The following is an 18,991-nucleotide window of genomic DNA, read 5'->3' on the forward strand; positions in this document are numbered from 1 at the left end:
ACCTGCCCGCCGGAGATCCGGTTATGTTTACCCGAATTCTAATCGCCAACCGCGGCGCCATCGCGGTGCGCATCATCCGTACGCTGAAACAGATGGGCATCACCGCCGTTGCGGTCTATGCCGAAGCCGATAAACACGCCGAGCATGTGCGCCTCGCAGACCTCGCCTTCCCGCTCGGCGACGGCAACGTGCGCGACACTTACCTAAACCAGGACAAGCTGTTTGCGATCATGCGCGAATGCGGCGCGGACGCGGTACACCCGGGCTATGGCTTTCTCAGTGAAAACGCGAGCTTCGTGGCGCGCTGCGCCAGCGAAGGTGTGGTATTTCTGGGCCCCACGCCTGAACAGATGGCGGCCTTTGGCCTGAAACACCGCGCCCGCGAGCTGGCGCAGCAAAATAACGTGCCGTTGCTGCCCGGCAGCGGCCTGTTGCACTCGCTTGATGCAGCGCTCGACGCCGCACGCGACATTGGCTATCCGGTCATGCTGAAAAGCACGGCGGGCGGCGGCGGCATCGGAATGCAGCGCTGCGACGACGCACAGGCGCTCAGCGAGGCGTTTACCCGCGTTAAACGTCTTGCAGGGAATAATTTCGCCGACGATGGCGTCTTTTTAGAGAAATTTATCGCGCGCGCGCGTCATATCGAAGTACAGGTTTTTGGCGATGGCGAAGGCCAGGTGATAGCCCTTGGCGAGCGTGACTGCTCCGCCCAGCGCCGCAACCAGAAGGTCATTGAAGAAACGCCCGCGCCGCGTCTTTCAGATGCCACGCGCGCCGCGCTCCAGGCGACCGCTGTGCGGCTGTGTCAGGCGGTAAATTACCGCAGCGCAGGCACCGTGGAGTATGTCTATGACGACCAGGCGCAGCAGTTCTGGTTTCTGGAAGTGAACACGCGTTTACAGGTAGAGCATGGCGTCACTGAGATGGTGTACGGCGTGGACATTGTGCGCTGGATGATAGCGCTTGGCGCAGGCGCGCTCCCGCCGCTGGAGACGCTGCGCACATCGCCGCACGGCCACGCGATTCAGGTCCGCCTTTATGCCGAAGATCCGGCGAAAAATTTCCAGCCGGTGGCCGGGCTGCTGAGCGAAGCGGTATTTCCAGAGAAAGTTGCGGGCGCAACGCTGCGCGTCGATAGCTGGATATCGGCAGGGTGTGAGGTGTCTGCGTTTTACGATCCGATGCTCGCGAAAGTGATTGTCCATGCCGACACACGCGACCAGGCGCTGAAAGCGCTGCGCCAGACGCTCGACGAGAGCCGACTCTACGGCATTGAAACGAATCTCGGCTGGCTGCGCCACTTGCTGCGGCTGCCGGAGGTGCAAAACGGCGAGGTGGTCACCGCAACACTCGGTCAGGTCAGCTGGCAGCCCGCGACGCTGGACGTGCTCGCGGGCGGCACGCTGACTACCATTCAGGATCTGCCAGGCCGCACCGGCTACTGGCATGTGGGCGTGCCGCCATCCGGTCCATGCGACAGGCTCGCGTTTGCGCTCGGCAATGAACTGCTCGGCAACCCGCAGGACGCCGCAGGGCTAGAAATCACGCTGCGCGGGCCGACCCTTCGCGTTAACCGCGCCTGTTCGGTGGTGCTGACCGGCGCGGCGATCGAGGCGGAGCTTGATGGCCTGCCGCTCCCGATGGGCGAAGTCGTGGCCATTGAGGCCGGGCAAACGCTGCGCCTTGGTGATATTCACGGCGCGGGATGCCGCAGCTATCTCCTGCTGGCAGGCGGACTGGATTGCCCGCGCTATCTCGGCAGTCGCAGCACCTTTACGCTCGGCAAATTCGGCGGGCACGCGGGGCGCGCGCTGCGCACCGGCGACGTCCTGCATCTGGCCGCACCTGCCCGCTGCCCGCCTGCGACGCTTGCAAAAGACGCCTATCCAACGCTCGGCTCGCACTGGCAGCTGCGCGTCATTTACGGCCCTCATGGCGCGCCGGAATTTTTCACGCCAGCGGATATAGAGGCCTTTTTCGCCGCGCGCTGGCAGGTGCATTACAACTCCAGCCGTACCGGCATCCGTCTCATCGGGCCGAAACCCGCCTGGGCGCGTCCGGATGGCGGCGAAGCGGGCATGCACCCGTCGAATATTCACGATAACGCTTACGCCTTCGGCACCGTGGATTTCACCGGCGATATGCCGGTTATTCTCGGTCCGGACGGCCCGTCCCTCGGCGGTTTTGTCTGCCCGGCGACAGTCATTGACGCCGATCTCTGGAAGCTCGGCCAGCTAAAAGCGGGCGATACGCTGACGTTTGTGCCGGTCACGCTGGAGAACGCCGACACCACCGCCCCCACCGCGTTCGCGCCCGAACAGGCGCAGACGCTGCCTTCGCCTGTTCTCTGGCAGGATGCGGCGCGCGACGGAATGCCCGCGATGACCGTGCGCGCCGCAGGCGATCGCTTTTTACTGGTGGAATATGGCGAGCAAAAACTCGATATTGCCCTGCGGTTTCGTGTACATGCATTAATGCAGCAGCTGGAGCGCCAGCCGCAGCCTGGTCGGCTTGAAATGACGCCCGGGATCCGCTCGTTACAGATCCACTTCGACCCGACGATCTGTCCGCGTGCGATCCTGCTAAAAACGCTGATCGAGGCCGATCTCGGTCTTGGCGATCTGCGTGACGCTCGTGTGCCGTCACGCACCGTCTGGCTGCCGCTCTCCTGGGATGACGCGGCGTGCCGGGAGGCCATTTCCCGCTATACCCAGTCCGTGCGCCCCGGCGCGCCGTGGTGCCCGAGCAATATTGAATTTATTCGCCGCATCAATGGGCTTGAGAGCGTGGAACAGGTCAAAGAGACCGTGTTTAACGCCGCTTACTTAGTCATGGGGCTTGGCGATGTCTACCTCGGCGCGCCGGTCGCCACGCCGCTTGACCCGCGCCATCGCCTGGTAACCACCAAATATAATCCGGCGCGCACATGGACTGCCGAAAACTCAGTGGGTATTGGCGGCGCATATTTGTGCGTGTATGGAATGGAGGGGCCGGGCGGCTATCAGTTTGTGGGCCGCACGCTGCAAATGTGGAACCGCGACCGCAAAACCCGCGATTTCACGCAGCCCTGGCTGCTGCGCTTTTTCGATCAGATCCGCTTTTATCCTGTAACCCATGAAGCGCTGGCGGAGATCCGTGAACGCTTCCCCTGGGGCGACTACCCGCTTCGTGTCGAAGAGGGTGAATTCAGCCTGCGCGATTATCAGCACATGCTGGAGCAGGAGTCAGCGAGCATCGGGGCGTTCCAGCACAAGCGCCAGCAGGCATTTGATGAAGAACTTGCACGCTGGCGCGCTGACGGTCAGTTCACGTTCGACAGCGCGCTGGCGGAGCAGGAGGATATCGTTGAGGCGATACCGGAGCACTGCTGCGGCGTGGAAAGCCAGGTCGCAGGCAGCGTCTGGCAGTGGCTGGTGCAGCCTGGCGAGCAAGTCAGCGAAGGGCAAATCATCGGAATTCTGGAATCGATGAAAATGGAGATTCCGGTGACTTCGCCAGTGACGGGGACTATCCGTACGTTGCAGCGTCAGCAGGGGCACCAGGTACAGGCCGGTCAGTTGCTGATGTTGATCGAAAAAGCAGCGTAACCGCTTATGCCGGGCAAGGAGGCCTGGCATACGCGCGATCGCGGCTGGCAGCAAAGGAGCGCCGGAGGCGCCTTTACAAAATTATACGCCAGCTAAGAACAATCTGAATATCAGTCAGTTATAGCGCTATTTTTCACCAACGAACCGGGTGTTTCAGGGCTTACGGAGCCGCTGGCGAAAAATCCGCCCCTTCCCTCCCCGCGCGTTGTTTTTTCCGAACTATGATTAAGAAGCTTCTTAGATGTTCACGATCCCGCTGTGTGATTTAGGAGTCCAAAATGGAATCTAAAGACCCTATGTTTGAGTTGCTCAGCAGCCTCGAACAAATTGTATTTAAAAAAGATGTCTGCGAGACAGTTACGGCTGCACAGAAATCGAATGTGTTTTCAGAATTTGAACTATTACGCAAAAGGACGGGCCTGAAAACGGACGATCTGGCACGCGTAATGGGCGTTAGTGTCTCAATGGTGCAGGAGTGGGAATCCCGACGCGTGAAACCCTCCAGCGCCGAACTGAAGCTGATGCGCCTTATCCAGGCAAATCCCATGCTCAGTAAACAGCTAATGGAATAACCCGTCGTCGGCACGCTTTTTTTCGCAAACAAAAACGCCCCCGCATCTGCGGGGGCGTTGCTTTTGGTTAATTCGATTCAGGCGCGTGCAGACACGCCCGGCCTGCTGGCCTGGGTGCGGGATCGTTTCCCTGTCCAAAGGTTACTTCTCAGGTGCGTAAACAAGGTTGCCCGTATTTCCCGTTCATAAAATAGGAATATATCGCGGCGAATACCGAAATAAAAAACCCGCCAGCGGCGGGTTTTTTATTATTACTGGAACACGTTACTGGAGCAGCGAAATATCCGCAACCTGCAGGAACAGCTCACGTAATTTAGCAAGCAGCGTCAGGCGATTAATACGCACCTGCGCATCATCTGCGTTAACCATCACTTTCTCAAAGAATTCATCCACCGGCTCACGCAGCTGCGCCAGCTCAACCAGCGCCTCCTGATAGCGGCCTTCTGCAAACAGCGGTTGCAGCTTATCGCGCATCACAGAAACCTGAAGCGCGAGACGGATTTCCGGATCTTCTTTCAAAAGCGATGCCTGAACCTGGTCGTTCAGCGGCTCGGTCGCTTTAGCAAGAATGTTGGAAACACGCTTGTTCGCTGCCGCCAGCGCCGCCGCTTCATCCAGGGTGCGGAAGTGCGAGACCGCCTTCATGCGGGCATCAAAATCAGCCGGGCGGGTCGGACGGTTCGCCAGTACGGCCTGGATGGTGTCGACGCTGTAGCCTTCGTCCTGATACCAGGCGCGGAAACGGCCGAGCATGAAGTCGACAACATCATCCACCACTTTCGCGTTGGTCAGCTTGCTGCCATAGAGGCGCACGGCTTCTTCGGTCAGCGTCTGCAGATCCAGCGGCAGGTGCTTCTCAACTATGATACGCAGTGCACCGAGTGCGGCGCGGCGCAGTGCGAACGGGTCTTTATCACCTTTCGGATGCTGACCGATGCCGAAAATCCCGGCCAGGGTATCCATCTTATCGGCAATGGCCACCGCGCAGGCCACCAGGCTTGAAGGCAACGCATCGCCCGCGAAGCGCGGCATGTATTGCTCGTTCAGCGCAACGGCCACGTCTTCGGCTTCGCCGTCGTGACGCGCGTAGTGCATCCCCATCACGCCCTGGGTGTCGGTGAATTCAAACACCATATTGGTCATCAGGTCGCACTTGGACAGCAGGCCCGCACGCGTCGCGTGATTTACGTCCGCGCCAATCTGGCTGGCAATCCAGCCGGAGAGCGCCTGAATACGGTCGGTTTTATCACGAAGCGTACCAAGCTGTTGCTGGAACAGGACGGTTTCAAGACGCGGCAGGTTATCTTCAAGACGCTTTTTACGGTCGGTATTGAAGAAGAATTCAGCATCGGCCAGACGCGGGCGCACCACTTTTTCGTTACCGGAGATAATCTGGTACGGATCTTTGGACTCGATGTTCGCCACGAAAATAAAGTTCGGCAGCAGCTTGCCGTCAGCACCGTAGACCGGGAAATATTTCTGGTCGCCTTTCATGGTGTAGACCAGCGCTTCCGCCGGCACCGCCAGAAATTTCTCTTCGAATTTCGCGGTCAGTACCACAGGCCATTCCACCAGCGCGGTGACTTCTTCCAGCAGGCTGTCGCTAAGATCAGCATTGCCGCCGATTTTGGCTGCGGCCGCTTCGGCATCTTGCTGGATTTTGGCTTTACGGGCGTTGTAATCCGCGATGACTTTGCCACGCTCCAGCAGAATTTGCGGATATTGATCGGCGTTATCGATGGTGAATTCCGGCTCGCCCATAAAGCGGTGGCCGCGGATCACGCGATCGGACTGAATGCCGAGGATTGTCGCCGGGATGACTTCATCGCCCAGCAGCAGCGTCACGGTGTGCACCGGGCGCACAAACTGCACCTCGGACGCGCCCCAACGCATCAGTTTCGGGATAGGCAGTTTAGAAAGCGCGGTGCTCACCATGTTCGGCAGCAGCGCTTGTGCGCTTTCGCCTTTCACATGGGCGCGATACATCAGCCATTCGCCTTTATCCGTCACCAGACGCTCAGCCTGATCGACGGTAATACCGCAGCCGCGCGCCCAACCTTCGGCCGCTTTGCTCGGGTTGCCTTGCGCGTCAAACGCCGCAGAGACCGCCGGGCCGCGTTTTTCAACTTCACGATCTGGCTGGGAAGCCGCAAGGCTCGCCACTTTCAGCGCCAGACGGCGCGGCGCCGCAAACCAGCTCACCACGCCGTGGGTCAGGCCCGCAGCGTCCAGTTCAGCGGTAAAGTTCGCAGCGAAGGATTCCGCCAGGCTGCGCAGGGCTTTTGGTGGCAGCTCTTCAGTGCCAATCTCCACCAGGAACGTTTTCTCAGACATGGCAGCCTCTTATTTATTTCTGTTGCACATCGGGAAGCCCAGCGCCTCACGGGAGGCGTAGTAGGCTTCGGCCACGGCTTTGGTCAGCGTGCGGATACGCAGAATGTAGCGCTGGCGTTCGGTCACCGAGATGGCCTTACGCGCGTCCAGCAGGTTGAAGCTGTGGGCGGCTTTCAGAATACGTTCATAAGCAGGCAGCGGCAGCGGGTTTTCCAGCGCCAGCAGCTGTTGAGCTTCTTTCTCGTACTGCTCAAAGCAGGTGAAGAGGAAATCGACGTCAGCGTATTCGAAGTTATAGGTGGATTGCTCCACTTCGTTCTGATGGAACACGTCGCCGTAAGTGGTTTTGCCGAGCGGGCCGTCACTCCACACGAGGTCGTAAACGCTGTCTACGCCCTGGATGTACATCGCGAGACGCTCAAGACCGTAGGTGATTTCGCCGGTGACCGGTTTACACTCCAGGCCGCCGACCTGCTGGAAGTAAGTGAACTGCGTCACTTCCATACCGTTCAGCCACACTTCCCAGCCAAGACCCCAGGCACCAAGCGTCGGGTTTTCCCAGTTATCTTCTACGAAGCGAATATCATGAATGGTCGGATCCATACCCAGCTCTTTAAGCGACCCCAGGTACAGCTCCTGAATATTGTCCGGTGACGGCTTGATGATCACCTGGAACTGGTAGTAGTGCTGTAAACGGTTAGGGTTTTCGCCGTAGCGGCCATCGGTCGGGCGGCGAGAAGGCTGAACGTAAGCGGCCGCGATAGGCTCCGGGCCCAGCGCCCGCAGGCAGGTCATCGGGTGGGAGGTGCCAGCGCCGACTTCCATGTCCAGAGGTTGAACGATGGTGCAGCCCTGACGAGCCCAGTAATCCTGTAAGGTCAGGATCAGGCCCTGAAAGGTCCTGGTATCAAACTTTTGCATATGATTTCGCACGCGATACGAGTGGGTTTATTTGGAAGCGGTCAGTATACCCGTTGACCGCCAGATATACAGCCTCAATCCACGTCCAAAACCAGGCTGTTGACGCGTGGTTGCGCCATTAACGCATCGAAAGGTGTAAAAATTGACCATCCGCGTCGAAGGAACAGGTAAAGCCCTCTTCACGCGCCGTATAACCCCGCATTTCATAGCTTCCCTGAAACGCCTCAAAGCCCATCACCGTGATTTTCTGCGCGGCGGTATTGTAGCGGCGGGCCGCTTTATCTTTGCAAAGTTGCTCCATCTCAAGCGAGTGCGGCGCGCTGACGCGGCCTTTTTGCGCATGCTGCGGATGCGCGTCCTCATGACTGCAACCGGCAAGCGCCCCCGTAAAAAGAACCAGCCAAAGCGTGCGGGGCAACAGCCTCGTCATGATGTGTTATCTCCATGTTAAAATGACAACCAAAGCGCGAGTTACCGCAGCGGACAAAGGGCGTGCATTCTGCGAAACCGCCCCCTGGCTGACAATAGTCAGCCGTCAAACTCAGACTGTTCCGTGGTGCAGAATCCAGAATCAGGCAGTCACACTGCTGATAATTAAAGATGGTACAGAGGAACTGATGCAGCAAAAAATTCACTGGATAGATAACCTGCGCGCAATTGCCTGCCTGATGGTCATCATGATCCACACTACCACCTGGTATATTACTAACCCTACTGTCGTCAGTGCGCTTAGCTGGGATTTCGCCAACCTGCTGAACGCCGCTTCACGCGTCAGCGTGCCGCTGTTTTTTATGATTTCAGGGTATCTGTTCTTCGGCGAACGCAGCGCCGGGCAACGGCATTTTCTGCGTATCGCGCTCTGCCTCGTGTTTTATAGCGCAGTAGCGCTCGCGTATATCGCGTTGCTGACGCCTATCGATGCAAACCTTTCGCTTAAGCTATTGTTACAAAAGCCTGTCTTCTACCATTTATGGTTTTTCTTTGCGATCGTGGTCATTTACCTGCTTTCGCCGCTGATTAGCGTAAAACGCATTGATGGCCGAACGGCGCTGGCACTGGTTGTACTGCTTGGCGTTATCGCCAACCCAAACACGGTGGCGCAAAAGTTTGATGGCGTGCAGTGGTTACCGGTAAATTTGTATATCAATGGCGACACGTTCTATTACGTGCTGTATGGACTGATGGGACGGGCTATCGGCATGATGGAGACGCAGCAGCGTCCGGTGACCCTGCTGGCGGCTGTGCTGCTTGCGGTAAGTACCGTATCTATCGCAAGCGGGACGCATCAGGCGCTGGAAAGCCACGGCAACTTTGCCGACACATTTTATCTCTACTGCGGCCCGCTGGTGTTAATCGCCGCATTAAGCCTGCTGGTGCTCGCAAAAAATACGCTCAACCGCCCGCTGGCGCCGCTTGCGTTTATTGCGCGTTATTCGCTCGGAATTTACGGCTTTCATGCATTGATCATTCACTTTCTGCGCACCCGCCATTTCGACATCACCACGTGGCCTGCGCTGGATATCGTGTGGATTTTTGGCGCCACGCTGGCGGGCAGTGTGCTGCTTTCCGCGCTGTTGCAGCGCGTTGACCGCCGTCGGCTCGTCAGTTAACGGCACGCGCGCGGGCGCGCTGGAACTGCCGGGCGGACGAGAACCCGGCGGCCAGCGCCGCCTGTTCTGTCCCCTGCCCCTGCAATAAACACTGGCTCGCAAACGCCACGCGCAGTTGCTCCAGATAGTCGCGCACGCTAATGCCTAAATGTTCCCTGAACAGCCGCGAGAGATGTCGTGGGCTGACATGCACCCGTCCGGCAATCTCCACCAGGCTCCATGCGCCCTGCGGGTGAGAAGCCAGTAAATCCTGGGCACGATGCACGGCGGGATGTAAATGATTACGGTAGCGCAGCCAGGGCGACAGCTGCGGGTCGTCGCCGGAGCGGCGAAACCACACGACCATCTCGCGCGCCACATCAAGCGCTGCACGCGGCCCGCTGAGACGATGGATCAGGTGCAAACTTAAATCGATACCGGAAGTGATGCCCGCGCTGGTCCAGATACCGCGATCTTCTACAAAAATACGGTTATCGCGGACCAGTGCGCCTGGCGCGGCCGTTTTCAGCCGGGCCAGTACATCGTGATGCGTGGTGCATTCTACCCCGTGCAGCAGCCCGGCCCGCGCCGCCAGCAGCGCCCCGGAACAGACACAAATCAGGGTAAGCTGTCGGCTATGGATTTGGGGTTGCAGGCGCATCAGCCAGTTACGCGCGGCGAGCGCCTGCGGCGTATCAAACCAGCGGCTGGAATCTGACACGCCCGGCAGGACGAGCAAACTGTGGGGTGGCAGGGTTTCTGGCAATGGTGCGATACCGGCGACCTGAAGCCCCGTCGACATGACGATGCGCTCATCAGGCCCGATATAATTGAGGCTGAATGCCTGACCCGCCAGCGCCAGCGTCTCCGCCGGGCCGGTTAAATCGAGCGCCATGACGCCAGGCAGCACCACAAACCAGACAGGAATGGTCATTCCAAAGACTCCAGACATTGCACCACGCTGCTAATCGTTGCAAAACGCCCCGCCAGCACCGTTTCGGTGCGGTGACGCAGCGTCTCCACATCCAGCGTTATCCCTTTCCACGTCATTGGGAAGGTGAGCGTCGCTTCGCTGACAAACGTCACCCGATAGCCCAGGTCAGAGGCGACACGCGTTGTGGTTTCGCAGCACTGTTCGGTACGGATACCGCAGATAATCAGGTGGTTAATATCTCTTTGGCGCAGCCATAAATCCAGCCCCGTATCGGTAAAGGCGTTATGGACATGTTTGTGGAAAGTGGCAGCGGCGCGGTGGCGTAAAAAGGGCATCGGCGTAACAAAGCCGGAATCCAGCGTAAACAGCGCATCGTCATCCACGTGCAAGATGTCGACCACCGGCACATTGCGCGCCTCACAACCGTCGATAAGTTTATTCATGGCGTCACTGAAAGCCGGAAAGTCATCTTCACGCCAGTAGGGACGATGAAAGAAGGATTGTTGAGTATCAATATTCAGCAGGGCGGTACGCGTCATTTCAGGACACCTGTGTGCGGGAGAGTGCCCCCTATTCTCACAGGCGCGGCTGCTATCGGGCAGACCAGAAAAGGACAAAAACCGGGCGTATCAGGACGCGTTTTTCTGCCCGCCCGGCGTTGTTCAGGACATCAGCGGCAACAGTTGACGGTAGAGTTGGCGGAAAGTTTCGCGCTGTTCGCCGTAGCGTTGATAGCGCGCCGCATCCGGCTGATGTTGTTGTTCCAGTGGCAAGGGAGGGAGCAGCTCGCACAACGGACGCTCAGGGGCGAGCGCGATTTGCGCAAGCCGCGCCGCGCCGAGCGCCGGACCAACATCGCCGCCGGTACGGTAATCCAGCGGCATCCCGCTGATATCCGCCAGCATTTGCCGCCACCACGCACTGCGCGCGCCACCGCCGATGAGCGTAACGCTTTGCGGCGTGATGCCACATTCATGCACTATATCCATGCCATCGGCCAGCGCATAACCTACGCCCTCAAGCACCGCACGCGCCAGCTCAGCGGGGCCGTGCTCATGCGTCAGGCCAAAGAACACGCCTTTCGCCAGCGGATTATTGTGTGGCGTGCGTTCGCCGGAAAGATAAGGCAAAAACCAGACGGGGCTTACGTCCGCACGCGCGTGCTGTGCTGCGTTCAGCAGCGCTGGCACGTTTTCCATACCGGTCAGTCTGGCGGCCCAGTCAAGACATGACGCCGCACTCAGCATCACCGACATCAAATGCCAGCGCGCCGGTAAGGCATGACAAAAGCTATGAACTGCGCGTTCGGGCTTTGAACGAAATCCGTCACTCACTGCGAAGTACACGCCGGAGGTGCCAAGCGATAACATCGCCTGGCCGGGATCCGCGAGCCCGACGCCGACCGCGCCCGCAGCGTTATCCCCACCGCCTGCGACAACCGGCACCGTATTCATACCCCATGCCTGCGCAACCTCCGTTTTTAACTGGCCGGTTATCTCGCTACCTTCAAAAAGCGCAGGCATCTGCGCGCGCTCCAGATGGCAGCCCGCAAGCATCGTCTCGCTCCAGTCACGTTGCGCCACGTCGAGCCACATCGTACCTGCCGCGTCAGACATGTCGCTCGCAAAATCGCCTGTCATACGCAGCCGTAAGTAATCCTTCGGCAGCAACACTTTATCGAGCCGGTTGAATATTTCTGGCTCATGGCGCTCGACCCACAGCAATTTGGGCGCGGTGAAGCCTGGCATCATCAGATTGCCCGTAATAACGCGAGAATCGGCAACTGCCTCTTCAAGGAGCGCGCACTCCTGTGCGCTGCGCCCGTCATTCCATAAAATGGCCGGACGCAACACCTGCTGATGTTTATCGAGCAATGTCGCGCCGTGCATTTGCCCGCTTAAGCCGATCGCTTTTACCTCGCGCAGGCTATGTTGCTGGCCCAGCGCTCGTATTGCGCGGTCCGTCGCATGCCACCAGCTTTCGGGATCTTGCTCTGACCATAACGGGTGTGGACGAGAAACCTGCAACGCCTCGCTTTGCGAGGTCACCAGCATTCCCTGATCATCCAGCAGAATGACTTTCACCCCGGATGTGCCGAGGTCTATCCCTATATACATAGCCGCCGCTCCTGAGCCAGCGCGCCGCTCTGGGGCGGCGCGACGCGTTTCGATTATTTATCAAAGAGATAATAATTGACCAGATTTTCCAGCATTTCCTGATGCCCACTCTGATGCTGTGGCGCAAGATTATGCTCTTCTGCATACTGCGCCAGCTCGGCAAGCGTCATCTGGCCTTTCAGGATTTGCTGGCCCAGTTCGCCGTTCCAGCCCGCATAGCGGCGAGCGACGCGTTTATCCAGCTCGCCTTCTTCCAGCATTTTCGCCGCCACTTTCAGCGACAGCGCCATCGTATCCATCGCCCCGATATGCCCATAAAAGAGATCATATTTATCGGTGCTCTGGCGCCGTACTTTGGCGTCGAAATTCAGGCCGCCGGTAGTAAAACCGCCCGCTTTGAGGATTTCATACATCACCAGCGCATTCTCTTCGACGCTGTTCGGGAACTGGTCAGTATCCCAGCCAAGCTGCGGATCGCCGCGGTTCGCATCCACCGAGCCAAAAATACCGAGCGCGATTGCGCTGGCAATTTCGTGGTGGAAAGAGTGCCCGGCAAGCGTGGCGTGGTTAGCCTCAATATTGAGCTTAATCTCTTTTTCTAGCCCAAACTGTTTCAGAAAGCCATACACCGTCGAGGCGTCATAATCGTACTGGTGTTTAGTTGGCTCCTGCGGCTTTGGCTCAATAAGCAGCGTGCCGCGAAAGCCGGTTTTATGCTTATGCTCGACCACCATTTGCATAAAGCGGCCCAGCTGTTCCCGCTCCTGGCGCAGGTCGGTATTGAGCAGCGTTTCGTAACCCTCACGGCCGCCCCACAGCACGTAGTTTTCGCCGCCTAGCTGGTGTGTCGCGTTCATGGCGTTGACCACCTGCGTCGCCGCCCATGAGAACACTTCCGGGTCAGGATTCGTGGCAGCGCCTGCGCCGTAGCGCGGATGGGTGAAACAGTTGGCGGTGCCCCATAGCAGCTTCACCCCGCTCTCCTGTTGTTTTTGCGCCAGCACCTCGACCATCTGGGCGAAATTGTTCAGGTACTCTTTCAGGGACGCGCCTTCCGGCGACACGTCAACATCGTGAAAGCAGTAGTAAGGCACATTGAGCTTATGAAAAAACTCAAACGCTACATCGGCTTTGCGTTTCGCAAGGCTAAGCGCGTCGCCCGCCTGCTGCCACGGCCGTTCAAACGCGCCCACGCCAAACATATCCGAACCGTTCCAGCAGAAGGTGTGCCAGTAGCAAGCGGCGAAACGCAGATGATCTTCCATCCGTTTGCCGGCAACCAACTCGTCAGGATTGTAATGGCGGAATGCCAGGGGATTGGTGGTTTTCGGGCCTTCATAACGCACACGTTCAAGTTGGTCGAAATAAGTCGGCATAATTGACTCCGTAATCAGGGCTGTTCCAGCGAGAATAAATTAATCCTGGAATTTCCTTTGCCGTTGCTCAATTACGTTATTTCACACTGCGATTAAGAGAATGCACAAATGTGCGCTGGCTCGCAAAAAAGCGCTTAGCGCTACACAATATTGCATTGCGGGATAAATTCCATTTTGCTTGTGAAACATTTAGATTTAACATTTGAAATCCGATCGACGTCATAAAATCAGAAATAAACAAAAAAACGTAACCCAAAGATTAAAATCTGTAATTGATCCCTGGCCTTTCCGCGCTAAAAATTCCTGCGTCCGTAAGTATGAATGTCCGTTTCGTCCCCGATGAATTAAGCCCATTCGTAACACTGGAACAGGTATAAAAATCATGAAAATAAAGCAGCTTATTCTTACCCTGTGCGCGTCGCTGGTGTTAACCAGCTTCAGCGGCATCGCAAAAGACGTGAAAATCGGCATGGCGATTGACGACCTGCGTCTTGAGCGCTGGCAGAAAGATCGCGACATCTTCGTCAGCAAAGCAGAATCACTGGGCGCTAAAGTCTTTGTCCAGTCCGCTAATGGCAATGAAGAGACGCAAATGTCGCAAATTGAAAACATGATCAACCGCGGCGTGGATGTATTGGTCATTATTCCCTACAACGGCCAGGTATTAAGTAATGTTATTGCCGAGGCAAAACGCGAAGGAATTAAAGTACTGGCGTATGACCGTATGATTAATAACGCTGATATCGATTTTTATATTTCTTTTGACAATGAAAAGGTCGGCGAAATTCAGGCACAGAGCCTGGTAGACAACGTGCCACAGGGAAATTATTTCCTGATGGGAGGCTCGCCCGTTGATAATAATGCGCGTCTGTTTCGCGATGGGCAAATGAAAGTGCTGAAGCCCTTTATCGACAGTGGAAAAATAAAAGTTGTGGGCGATCAGTGGGTCGATGGTTGGCTACCCGAAAACGCGCTGAAAATTATGGAAAACGCACTGACCGCTAATAATAACAAAATCGATGCTGTCGTCGCCTCGAACGACGCGACCGCAGGCGGTGCTATTCAGGCGCTGAGCGCGCAAGGCCTTGCCAGTAAGGTAGCGATTTCGGGTCAGGACGCCGACCTCGCCGGTATTAAGCGCATCATGGCTGGCACACAAACCATGACGGTCTATAAACCTATTACCCAACTTGCGAATACGGCAGCGGAAGTTGCGGTGGAGCTTGGCAACGACAAGCAGCCAAAATCCGATGCCACCCTCAATAACGGGCTTAAAGATGTCCCCTCACGCCTGTTAACCCCCATCAAAGTGGATAAATCCAACATTGAATCCACCGTCATAAAAGACGGCTTCCATAAAAAGAGCGATCTGTAATTTTGCGGCGTTCGCGGGATAACGCGAACGCCAGTGCTGCTTTTCGACCAGTGCAGGCGGAATCCTTATGCCTTATTTACTCGAAATGAAAAACATCACTAAAGCCTTTGGCGCCGTCAAAGCGGTCGATAACGTGTCGCTTGCGCTGGCGCCAGGCCAAGTGATGTCGCTGTGCGGTGAAAACGGCTCTGGCAAATCAACGCTAATGAAAGTGCTGTGTGGAATCTATCCCTGGGGCAGTTATGAGGGTGAAATCACGTTTGCCGGCGAGCCGCTGACACCGACGCATATTCGCGATACTGAACGCAAAGGCATCGCGATTATTCACCAGGAGCTGGCGCTCGTAAAAAACCTGACTGTGCTGGAAAACATCTTTTTAGGCGCAGAAATCACGCGTCACGGCGTGCTGGATTATGACGCGATGACGCTACGGTGCGAAAAATTGCTGGCGCAGGTGAGTCTGTTCGTTTCACCGCATACCCGCACGGGCGATCTCGGGCTTGGGCAACAGCAACTGGTGGAGATTGCCAAAGCGCTCAATAAACAGGTGCGCCTGTTGGTGCTGGATGAACCTACCGCGTCACTCACCGAGCAGGAAACCGCGCTGCTGCTGGATATCATTCGTGACCTGCAACAGCACGGCATCGCCTGCATTTATATTTCTCACAAGCTCAATGAAGTCAAAGCGATATCAGACACGATTTGCGTCATTCGCGATGGTAAGCCCATCAGTACGCGGCCTGCGGCGCAGATGAGCGAAGAAGAGATCATCGCCATGATGGTTGGCCGTGAACTGACAGCGCTCTATCCCAGCGAACCTCATAGCCCCGGCGAAGAGATCCTGCGCGTCGAGAACCTGACGGCCTGGCACCCGGTCAATCGGCATATCCAGCGTGTCAGCTCGTTGTCTTTTACGCTGCGGCGGGGTGAAATTCTCGGTATCGCCGGGTTAGTGGGCGCTGGGCGCACCGAGGCAATGCAATGTTTGTTTGGCGTCTGGCCTGGGCGCTGGCAAGGCAATGTCTTTATCGACGGCGCGCCGGTAACCATTCGTCACTGCCAGCAGGCCATCGCCCACGGCATTGCCATGGTGCCGGAAGATCGGAAAAAAGATGGCATCGTGCCCGTGATGGCGGTGGGGCAAAACATCACGCTTGCAGCGCTGGATCAGTTCAGCGGGCCGCTCAGCGCGCTGGATGCGGCCGCTGAGCAGCAGTGCATTCTCGATTCACTCCAGCGCCTCAAAGTGAAAACCGCCTCACCGATGCTGGCGATTGGCCGCCTCAGTGGTGGCAATCAACAAAAAGCGATCCTTGCACGCTGCCTGTTGCTGAATCCCCGCATTCTCATTCTGGATGAGCCGACTCGCGGCATTGATATCGGCGCGAAATATGAAATCTACAAGCTCATTCACCAACTGGTACAGCAAGGTATCGCCGTCATCGTTATTTCATCGGAACTCCCGGAAGTGCTCGGCCTGAGCGACCGGGTGCTGGTAATGCATGAAGGCCGCCTGAAAGCCAACCTGATAAACCATAACCTGACGCAGGAACAGGTGATGGAAGCCGCCCTGAGGAGCGATCGCCATGTCGAAAAGCAACCCGTCTGAAATCAAGCTGGCCGCGCCGTCAGCCTCTTCGCCAGCCTCATTCAGCGCCCTGAATAAAATCAATTTTCAGGTATTCGTGATGATTGCCGCCATTGTGGCCATCATGCTGTTTTTCACTCTGATGACTGACGGCGCGTACTTGAGCGCCCGCAACATCTCTAACCTGCTGCGTCAGACCGCCATTACCGGCATCCTGGCGGTTGGCATGGTCTTCGTGATTATTTCGGCAGAAATCGATCTCTCCGTCGGCTCAATGATGGGATTGCTGGGCGGCGCAGCGGCCATTTTCGACGTCTGGCTGGGCTGGCCGCTGCCGCTGACGATTGTCGTGACGCTGCTGCTCGGCCTGCTGTTGGGCGCCTGGAATGGCTGGTGGGTGGCCTACCGGAAAGTACCCTCATTTATCGTTACGCTTGCGGGCATGCTGGCTTTTCGCGGCGTGTTGATAGGCATCACGAACGGTACAACCGTTTCACCGACCAGCCCGGCAATGTCGCAAATTGGACAGAGTTACCTGCCGGGCGGCGTCGGTTTTGGTATCGGGGCCGTGGCTCTTGCACTCTTTATCTTCTGGCAATGGCGCGGACGTATGCGCCGTCAGGCGCTTGGGCTCACATCCACCGCATCGACCACGATCATCAGTAAACAGGCGCTGACCGCCATCATTGTGCTTGGGGCTATCTGGCTGCTGAATGATTATCGCGGCGTCCCTACGCCAGTGCTTATCCTGACGTTCCTGCTGCTGGCGGGCATGTTTATGGCGCTGCATACCGCTTTTGGCCGCCGCATTTACGCCATCGGCGGGAATCTCGACGCTGCAAGGCTTTCGGGAATTAACGTAGAGCGCACCAAACTGGCGGTATTTGCAATAAACGGTCTTATGGTGGCCATTGCAGGCCTCATTCTGAGTTCACGTCTCGGCGCAGGCTCGCCCTCGGCAGGGAATATTGCCGAGCTGGACGCCATCGCCGCTTGCGTTATTGGCGGTACCAGCCTTGCAGGCGGCGTCGGGAGCGTAGCAGGCGCGGTGATGGGGGCGTTTATCATGGCGTCGCTTGATAACGGCATGAGCATGATGGACGTGCCCACTTTCTGGCAATACATCGTCAAAGGCGCCATTTTGCTGCTGGCGGTCTGGATGGATTCCGCGACGCGCAGGCGCGTATAACCATAACCTGCAATGGATCACATTGCCGGTTAGCGGTTGTCCTGCCTCGCGGGATATGTGTTATTCAAACAACAAGTTCAAGGCCGGATACCGACACTATGTTTGAAAAGCGTCATCGCATTACGCTGCTGTTTAACGCCAATAAAGCTTATGACCGCCAGGTGGTCGAAGGGGTTGGCGAGTATTTGCAGGCGTCTCAGTCGGAGTGGGATATCTTCATGGAAGAGGATTTCCGCACCCGCATTGAGAACATCAAAGAATGGCTGGGCGACGGGGTTATTGCCGATTTTGACGATCCGGAGATAGAGCAGCTTCTGAAAGATGTCCAGGTACCGATTGTCGGCGTTGGCGGCTCTTATCACCGTCCGGAACATTATCCGCCTGTGCACTATATCGCGACCGACAACTACGCGCTGGTCGAAAGCGCATTTTTACACCTCAAAGAGAAAGGGGTGCACCGTTTCGCCTTTTATGGCCTGCCCTCTTCAACCGGCAAACGCTGGGCCGCCGAACGGGAACATGCGTTCAGCGAGCTGGTAGCCCGCGAAAAATATCGCGGCGTCATTTATCAGGGGCTGGAAACCGCGCCGGAAAACTGGCAGCACGCGCAGAACCGGCTTTCTGACTGGCTTCAGACGCTGCCGCCTCAGACCGGCATTATTGCGGTTACCGATGCGCGGGCGCGTCATCTTCTACAGGTATGCGAACACCTCCATATTCCGGTACCGGAGAAACTGTGTGTGATCGGCATTGATAACGAAGAACTGACCCGTTATCTCTCCCGCGTCGCCCTCTCTTCCGTGGCGCAGGGCACGCGGCAAATGGGTTATCAGGCCGCAAAATTGCTGCATCGCCTTCTGGATAACGAAAATCTGCCGCTCCAGCGCGTGCTGGTCCCCCCTGCGCGGGTCGTCGAACGACGCTCGACCGATTACCGTTCGCTGCACGATCCTGCCGTAATTCAGGCAATGCACTACATCCGCAACCATGCCTGTAAAGGCATTAAAGTCGAGCAGGTGCTGGATGCCGTCGGTATTTCTCGCTCCAACCTGGAAAAACGCTTTAAAGAAGAGGTCGGCGAAACCATACACGCGGTGATCCATGCTGAGAAGCTGGAAAAAGCGCGCAGCCTGCTGATTTCAACGTCACTGAGCATTAACGAAATTTCGCAAATGTGCGGCTATCCGTCGCTGCAATATTTCTACTCGGTATTTAAAAAAGAGTACGACACCACGCCGAAGGATTATCGCGAGCGGTTCAGCGAAGTGGTTGTGTAAAGGGCAGGCTAAAGGTTAAGCACGGCTTATGACGAAAGACGAGATTGCCCGTGTGATGGCGATAATGCCAAAGGGCATCACAATAAAAAACGTCTTCCGAAGAAGACGTTTTTTGCCTCTGAGCCAGGA

14 protein-coding genes are annotated in these 18,991 nt (G+C 57.0%); 7 read left to right on the forward strand and 7 right to left on the reverse strand.

Going from position 1 to position 18,991, the window contains the following annotated elements; genetic code table 11:
- Positions 1–23 precede the first annotated feature (23 nt).
- A complete protein-coding gene (gene uca, locus AFK62_RS19245) occupies positions 24–3,590 on the forward strand; it encodes an urea carboxylase (RefSeq protein WP_053532088.1) in 3,567 nt (1,188 codons plus the stop codon).
- Positions 3,591–3,868: 278 nt separating this feature from the next.
- Positions 3,869–4,162 carry an HTH-type transcriptional regulator gene (locus AFK62_RS19250; protein ID WP_032984892.1) on the forward strand — a complete coding sequence of 98 codons (294 nt, stop codon included), beginning with the start codon at positions 3,869–3,871 and terminating at the stop codon, positions 4,160–4,162.
- Positions 4,163–4,426: 264 nt separating this feature from the next.
- On the opposite strand, the gene glyS is transcribed toward AFK62_RS19250, so the two are convergent.
- From glyS to AFK62_RS19265, 3 genes are all read right to left on the reverse strand, one after another.
- On the reverse strand, positions 4,427–6,496 hold the full coding sequence (gene glyS, locus AFK62_RS19255) for a glycine--tRNA ligase subunit beta (protein ID WP_007680659.1): 2,070 nt from the start codon (positions 6,494–6,496) through the stop codon (positions 4,427–4,429).
- A 9-nt stretch (positions 6,497–6,505) separates the two neighbouring features.
- A complete protein-coding gene (gene glyQ, locus AFK62_RS19260; RefSeq protein WP_004387598.1) occupies positions 6,506–7,417 on the reverse strand; it encodes a glycine--tRNA ligase subunit alpha in 912 nt (303 codons plus the stop codon).
- A 118-nt stretch (positions 7,418–7,535) separates the two neighbouring features.
- Positions 7,536–7,847, reverse strand: a complete 312-nt coding sequence (locus tag AFK62_RS19265) for a YsaB family lipoprotein (RefSeq protein ID WP_007680664.1) — start codon at positions 7,845–7,847, stop codon at positions 7,536–7,538.
- Positions 7,848–8,034: 187 nt separating this feature from the next.
- Here AFK62_RS19265 and AFK62_RS19270 point away from each other — a divergent pair, with 187 nt between their 5' ends.
- The gene (locus tag AFK62_RS19270; protein ID WP_007680666.1) at positions 8,035–9,027 is read left to right on the forward strand and encodes an acyltransferase; all 993 of its coding nucleotides are present in this window, start codon (positions 8,035–8,037) and stop codon (positions 9,025–9,027) included.
- Here AFK62_RS19270 and AFK62_RS19275 read toward each other — a convergent pair.
- The 4 genes from AFK62_RS19275 to xylA form a co-directional block, all read right to left on the reverse strand.
- Positions 9,020–9,940, reverse strand: coding sequence for a GlxA family transcriptional regulator (locus AFK62_RS19275; RefSeq protein WP_007680668.1), 921 nt, complete (start codon positions 9,938–9,940; stop codon positions 9,020–9,022). The two genes, AFK62_RS19270 and AFK62_RS19275, sit on opposite strands and share 8 nt — an antisense overlap.
- Positions 9,937–10,479 carry an isochorismatase family protein gene (locus AFK62_RS19280; RefSeq protein ID WP_007680670.1) on the reverse strand — a complete coding sequence of 181 codons (543 nt, stop codon included), beginning with the start codon at positions 10,477–10,479 and terminating at the stop codon, positions 9,937–9,939. The genes AFK62_RS19275 and AFK62_RS19280 overlap by 4 nt, the downstream gene beginning before the upstream one ends.
- Before the next feature lie 123 nt (positions 10,480–10,602).
- The gene (xylB, locus tag AFK62_RS19285) at positions 10,603–12,057 is read right to left on the reverse strand and encodes a xylulokinase (RefSeq protein WP_007680672.1); all 1,455 of its coding nucleotides are present in this window, start codon (positions 12,055–12,057) and stop codon (positions 10,603–10,605) included.
- Positions 12,058–12,110: 53 nt separating this feature from the next.
- Entirely contained in the window at positions 12,111–13,433 is a 1,323-nt protein-coding gene (xylA, locus tag AFK62_RS19290; protein ID WP_007680675.1) for a xylose isomerase, read from the reverse strand.
- A 382-nt stretch (positions 13,434–13,815) separates the two neighbouring features.
- Here xylA and xylF point away from each other — a divergent pair, with 382 nt between their 5' ends.
- From xylF to xylR, 4 genes are all read left to right on the forward strand, one after another.
- Positions 13,816–14,808, forward strand: a complete 993-nt coding sequence (xylF, locus tag AFK62_RS19295) for a D-xylose ABC transporter substrate-binding protein (protein ID WP_007680677.1) — start codon at positions 13,816–13,818, stop codon at positions 14,806–14,808.
- 67 nt (positions 14,809–14,875) lie between these two features.
- On the forward strand, positions 14,876–16,417 hold the full coding sequence (locus AFK62_RS19300; protein ID WP_007680679.1) for a xylose ABC transporter ATP-binding protein: 1,542 nt from the start codon (positions 14,876–14,878) through the stop codon (positions 16,415–16,417).
- Entirely contained in the window at positions 16,395–17,585 is a 1,191-nt protein-coding gene (gene xylH, locus AFK62_RS19305) for a xylose ABC transporter permease XylH (protein ID WP_007680681.1), read from the forward strand. Before AFK62_RS19300 ends, xylH begins: the two co-directional genes overlap by 23 nt.
- 98 nt (positions 17,586–17,683) lie before the next feature.
- Positions 17,684–18,862, forward strand: coding sequence for a D-xylose utilization transcriptional activator XylR (gene xylR / locus AFK62_RS19310; RefSeq protein ID WP_007680713.1), 1,179 nt, complete (start codon positions 17,684–17,686; stop codon positions 18,860–18,862).
- The last annotated feature ends 129 nt before the right edge of the window (positions 18,863–18,991 follow it).

This window comes from Cronobacter condimenti 1330, from assembly GCF_001277255.1.
Classification (GTDB): Bacteria; Pseudomonadota; Gammaproteobacteria; order Enterobacterales; family Enterobacteriaceae; genus Cronobacter; species Cronobacter condimenti.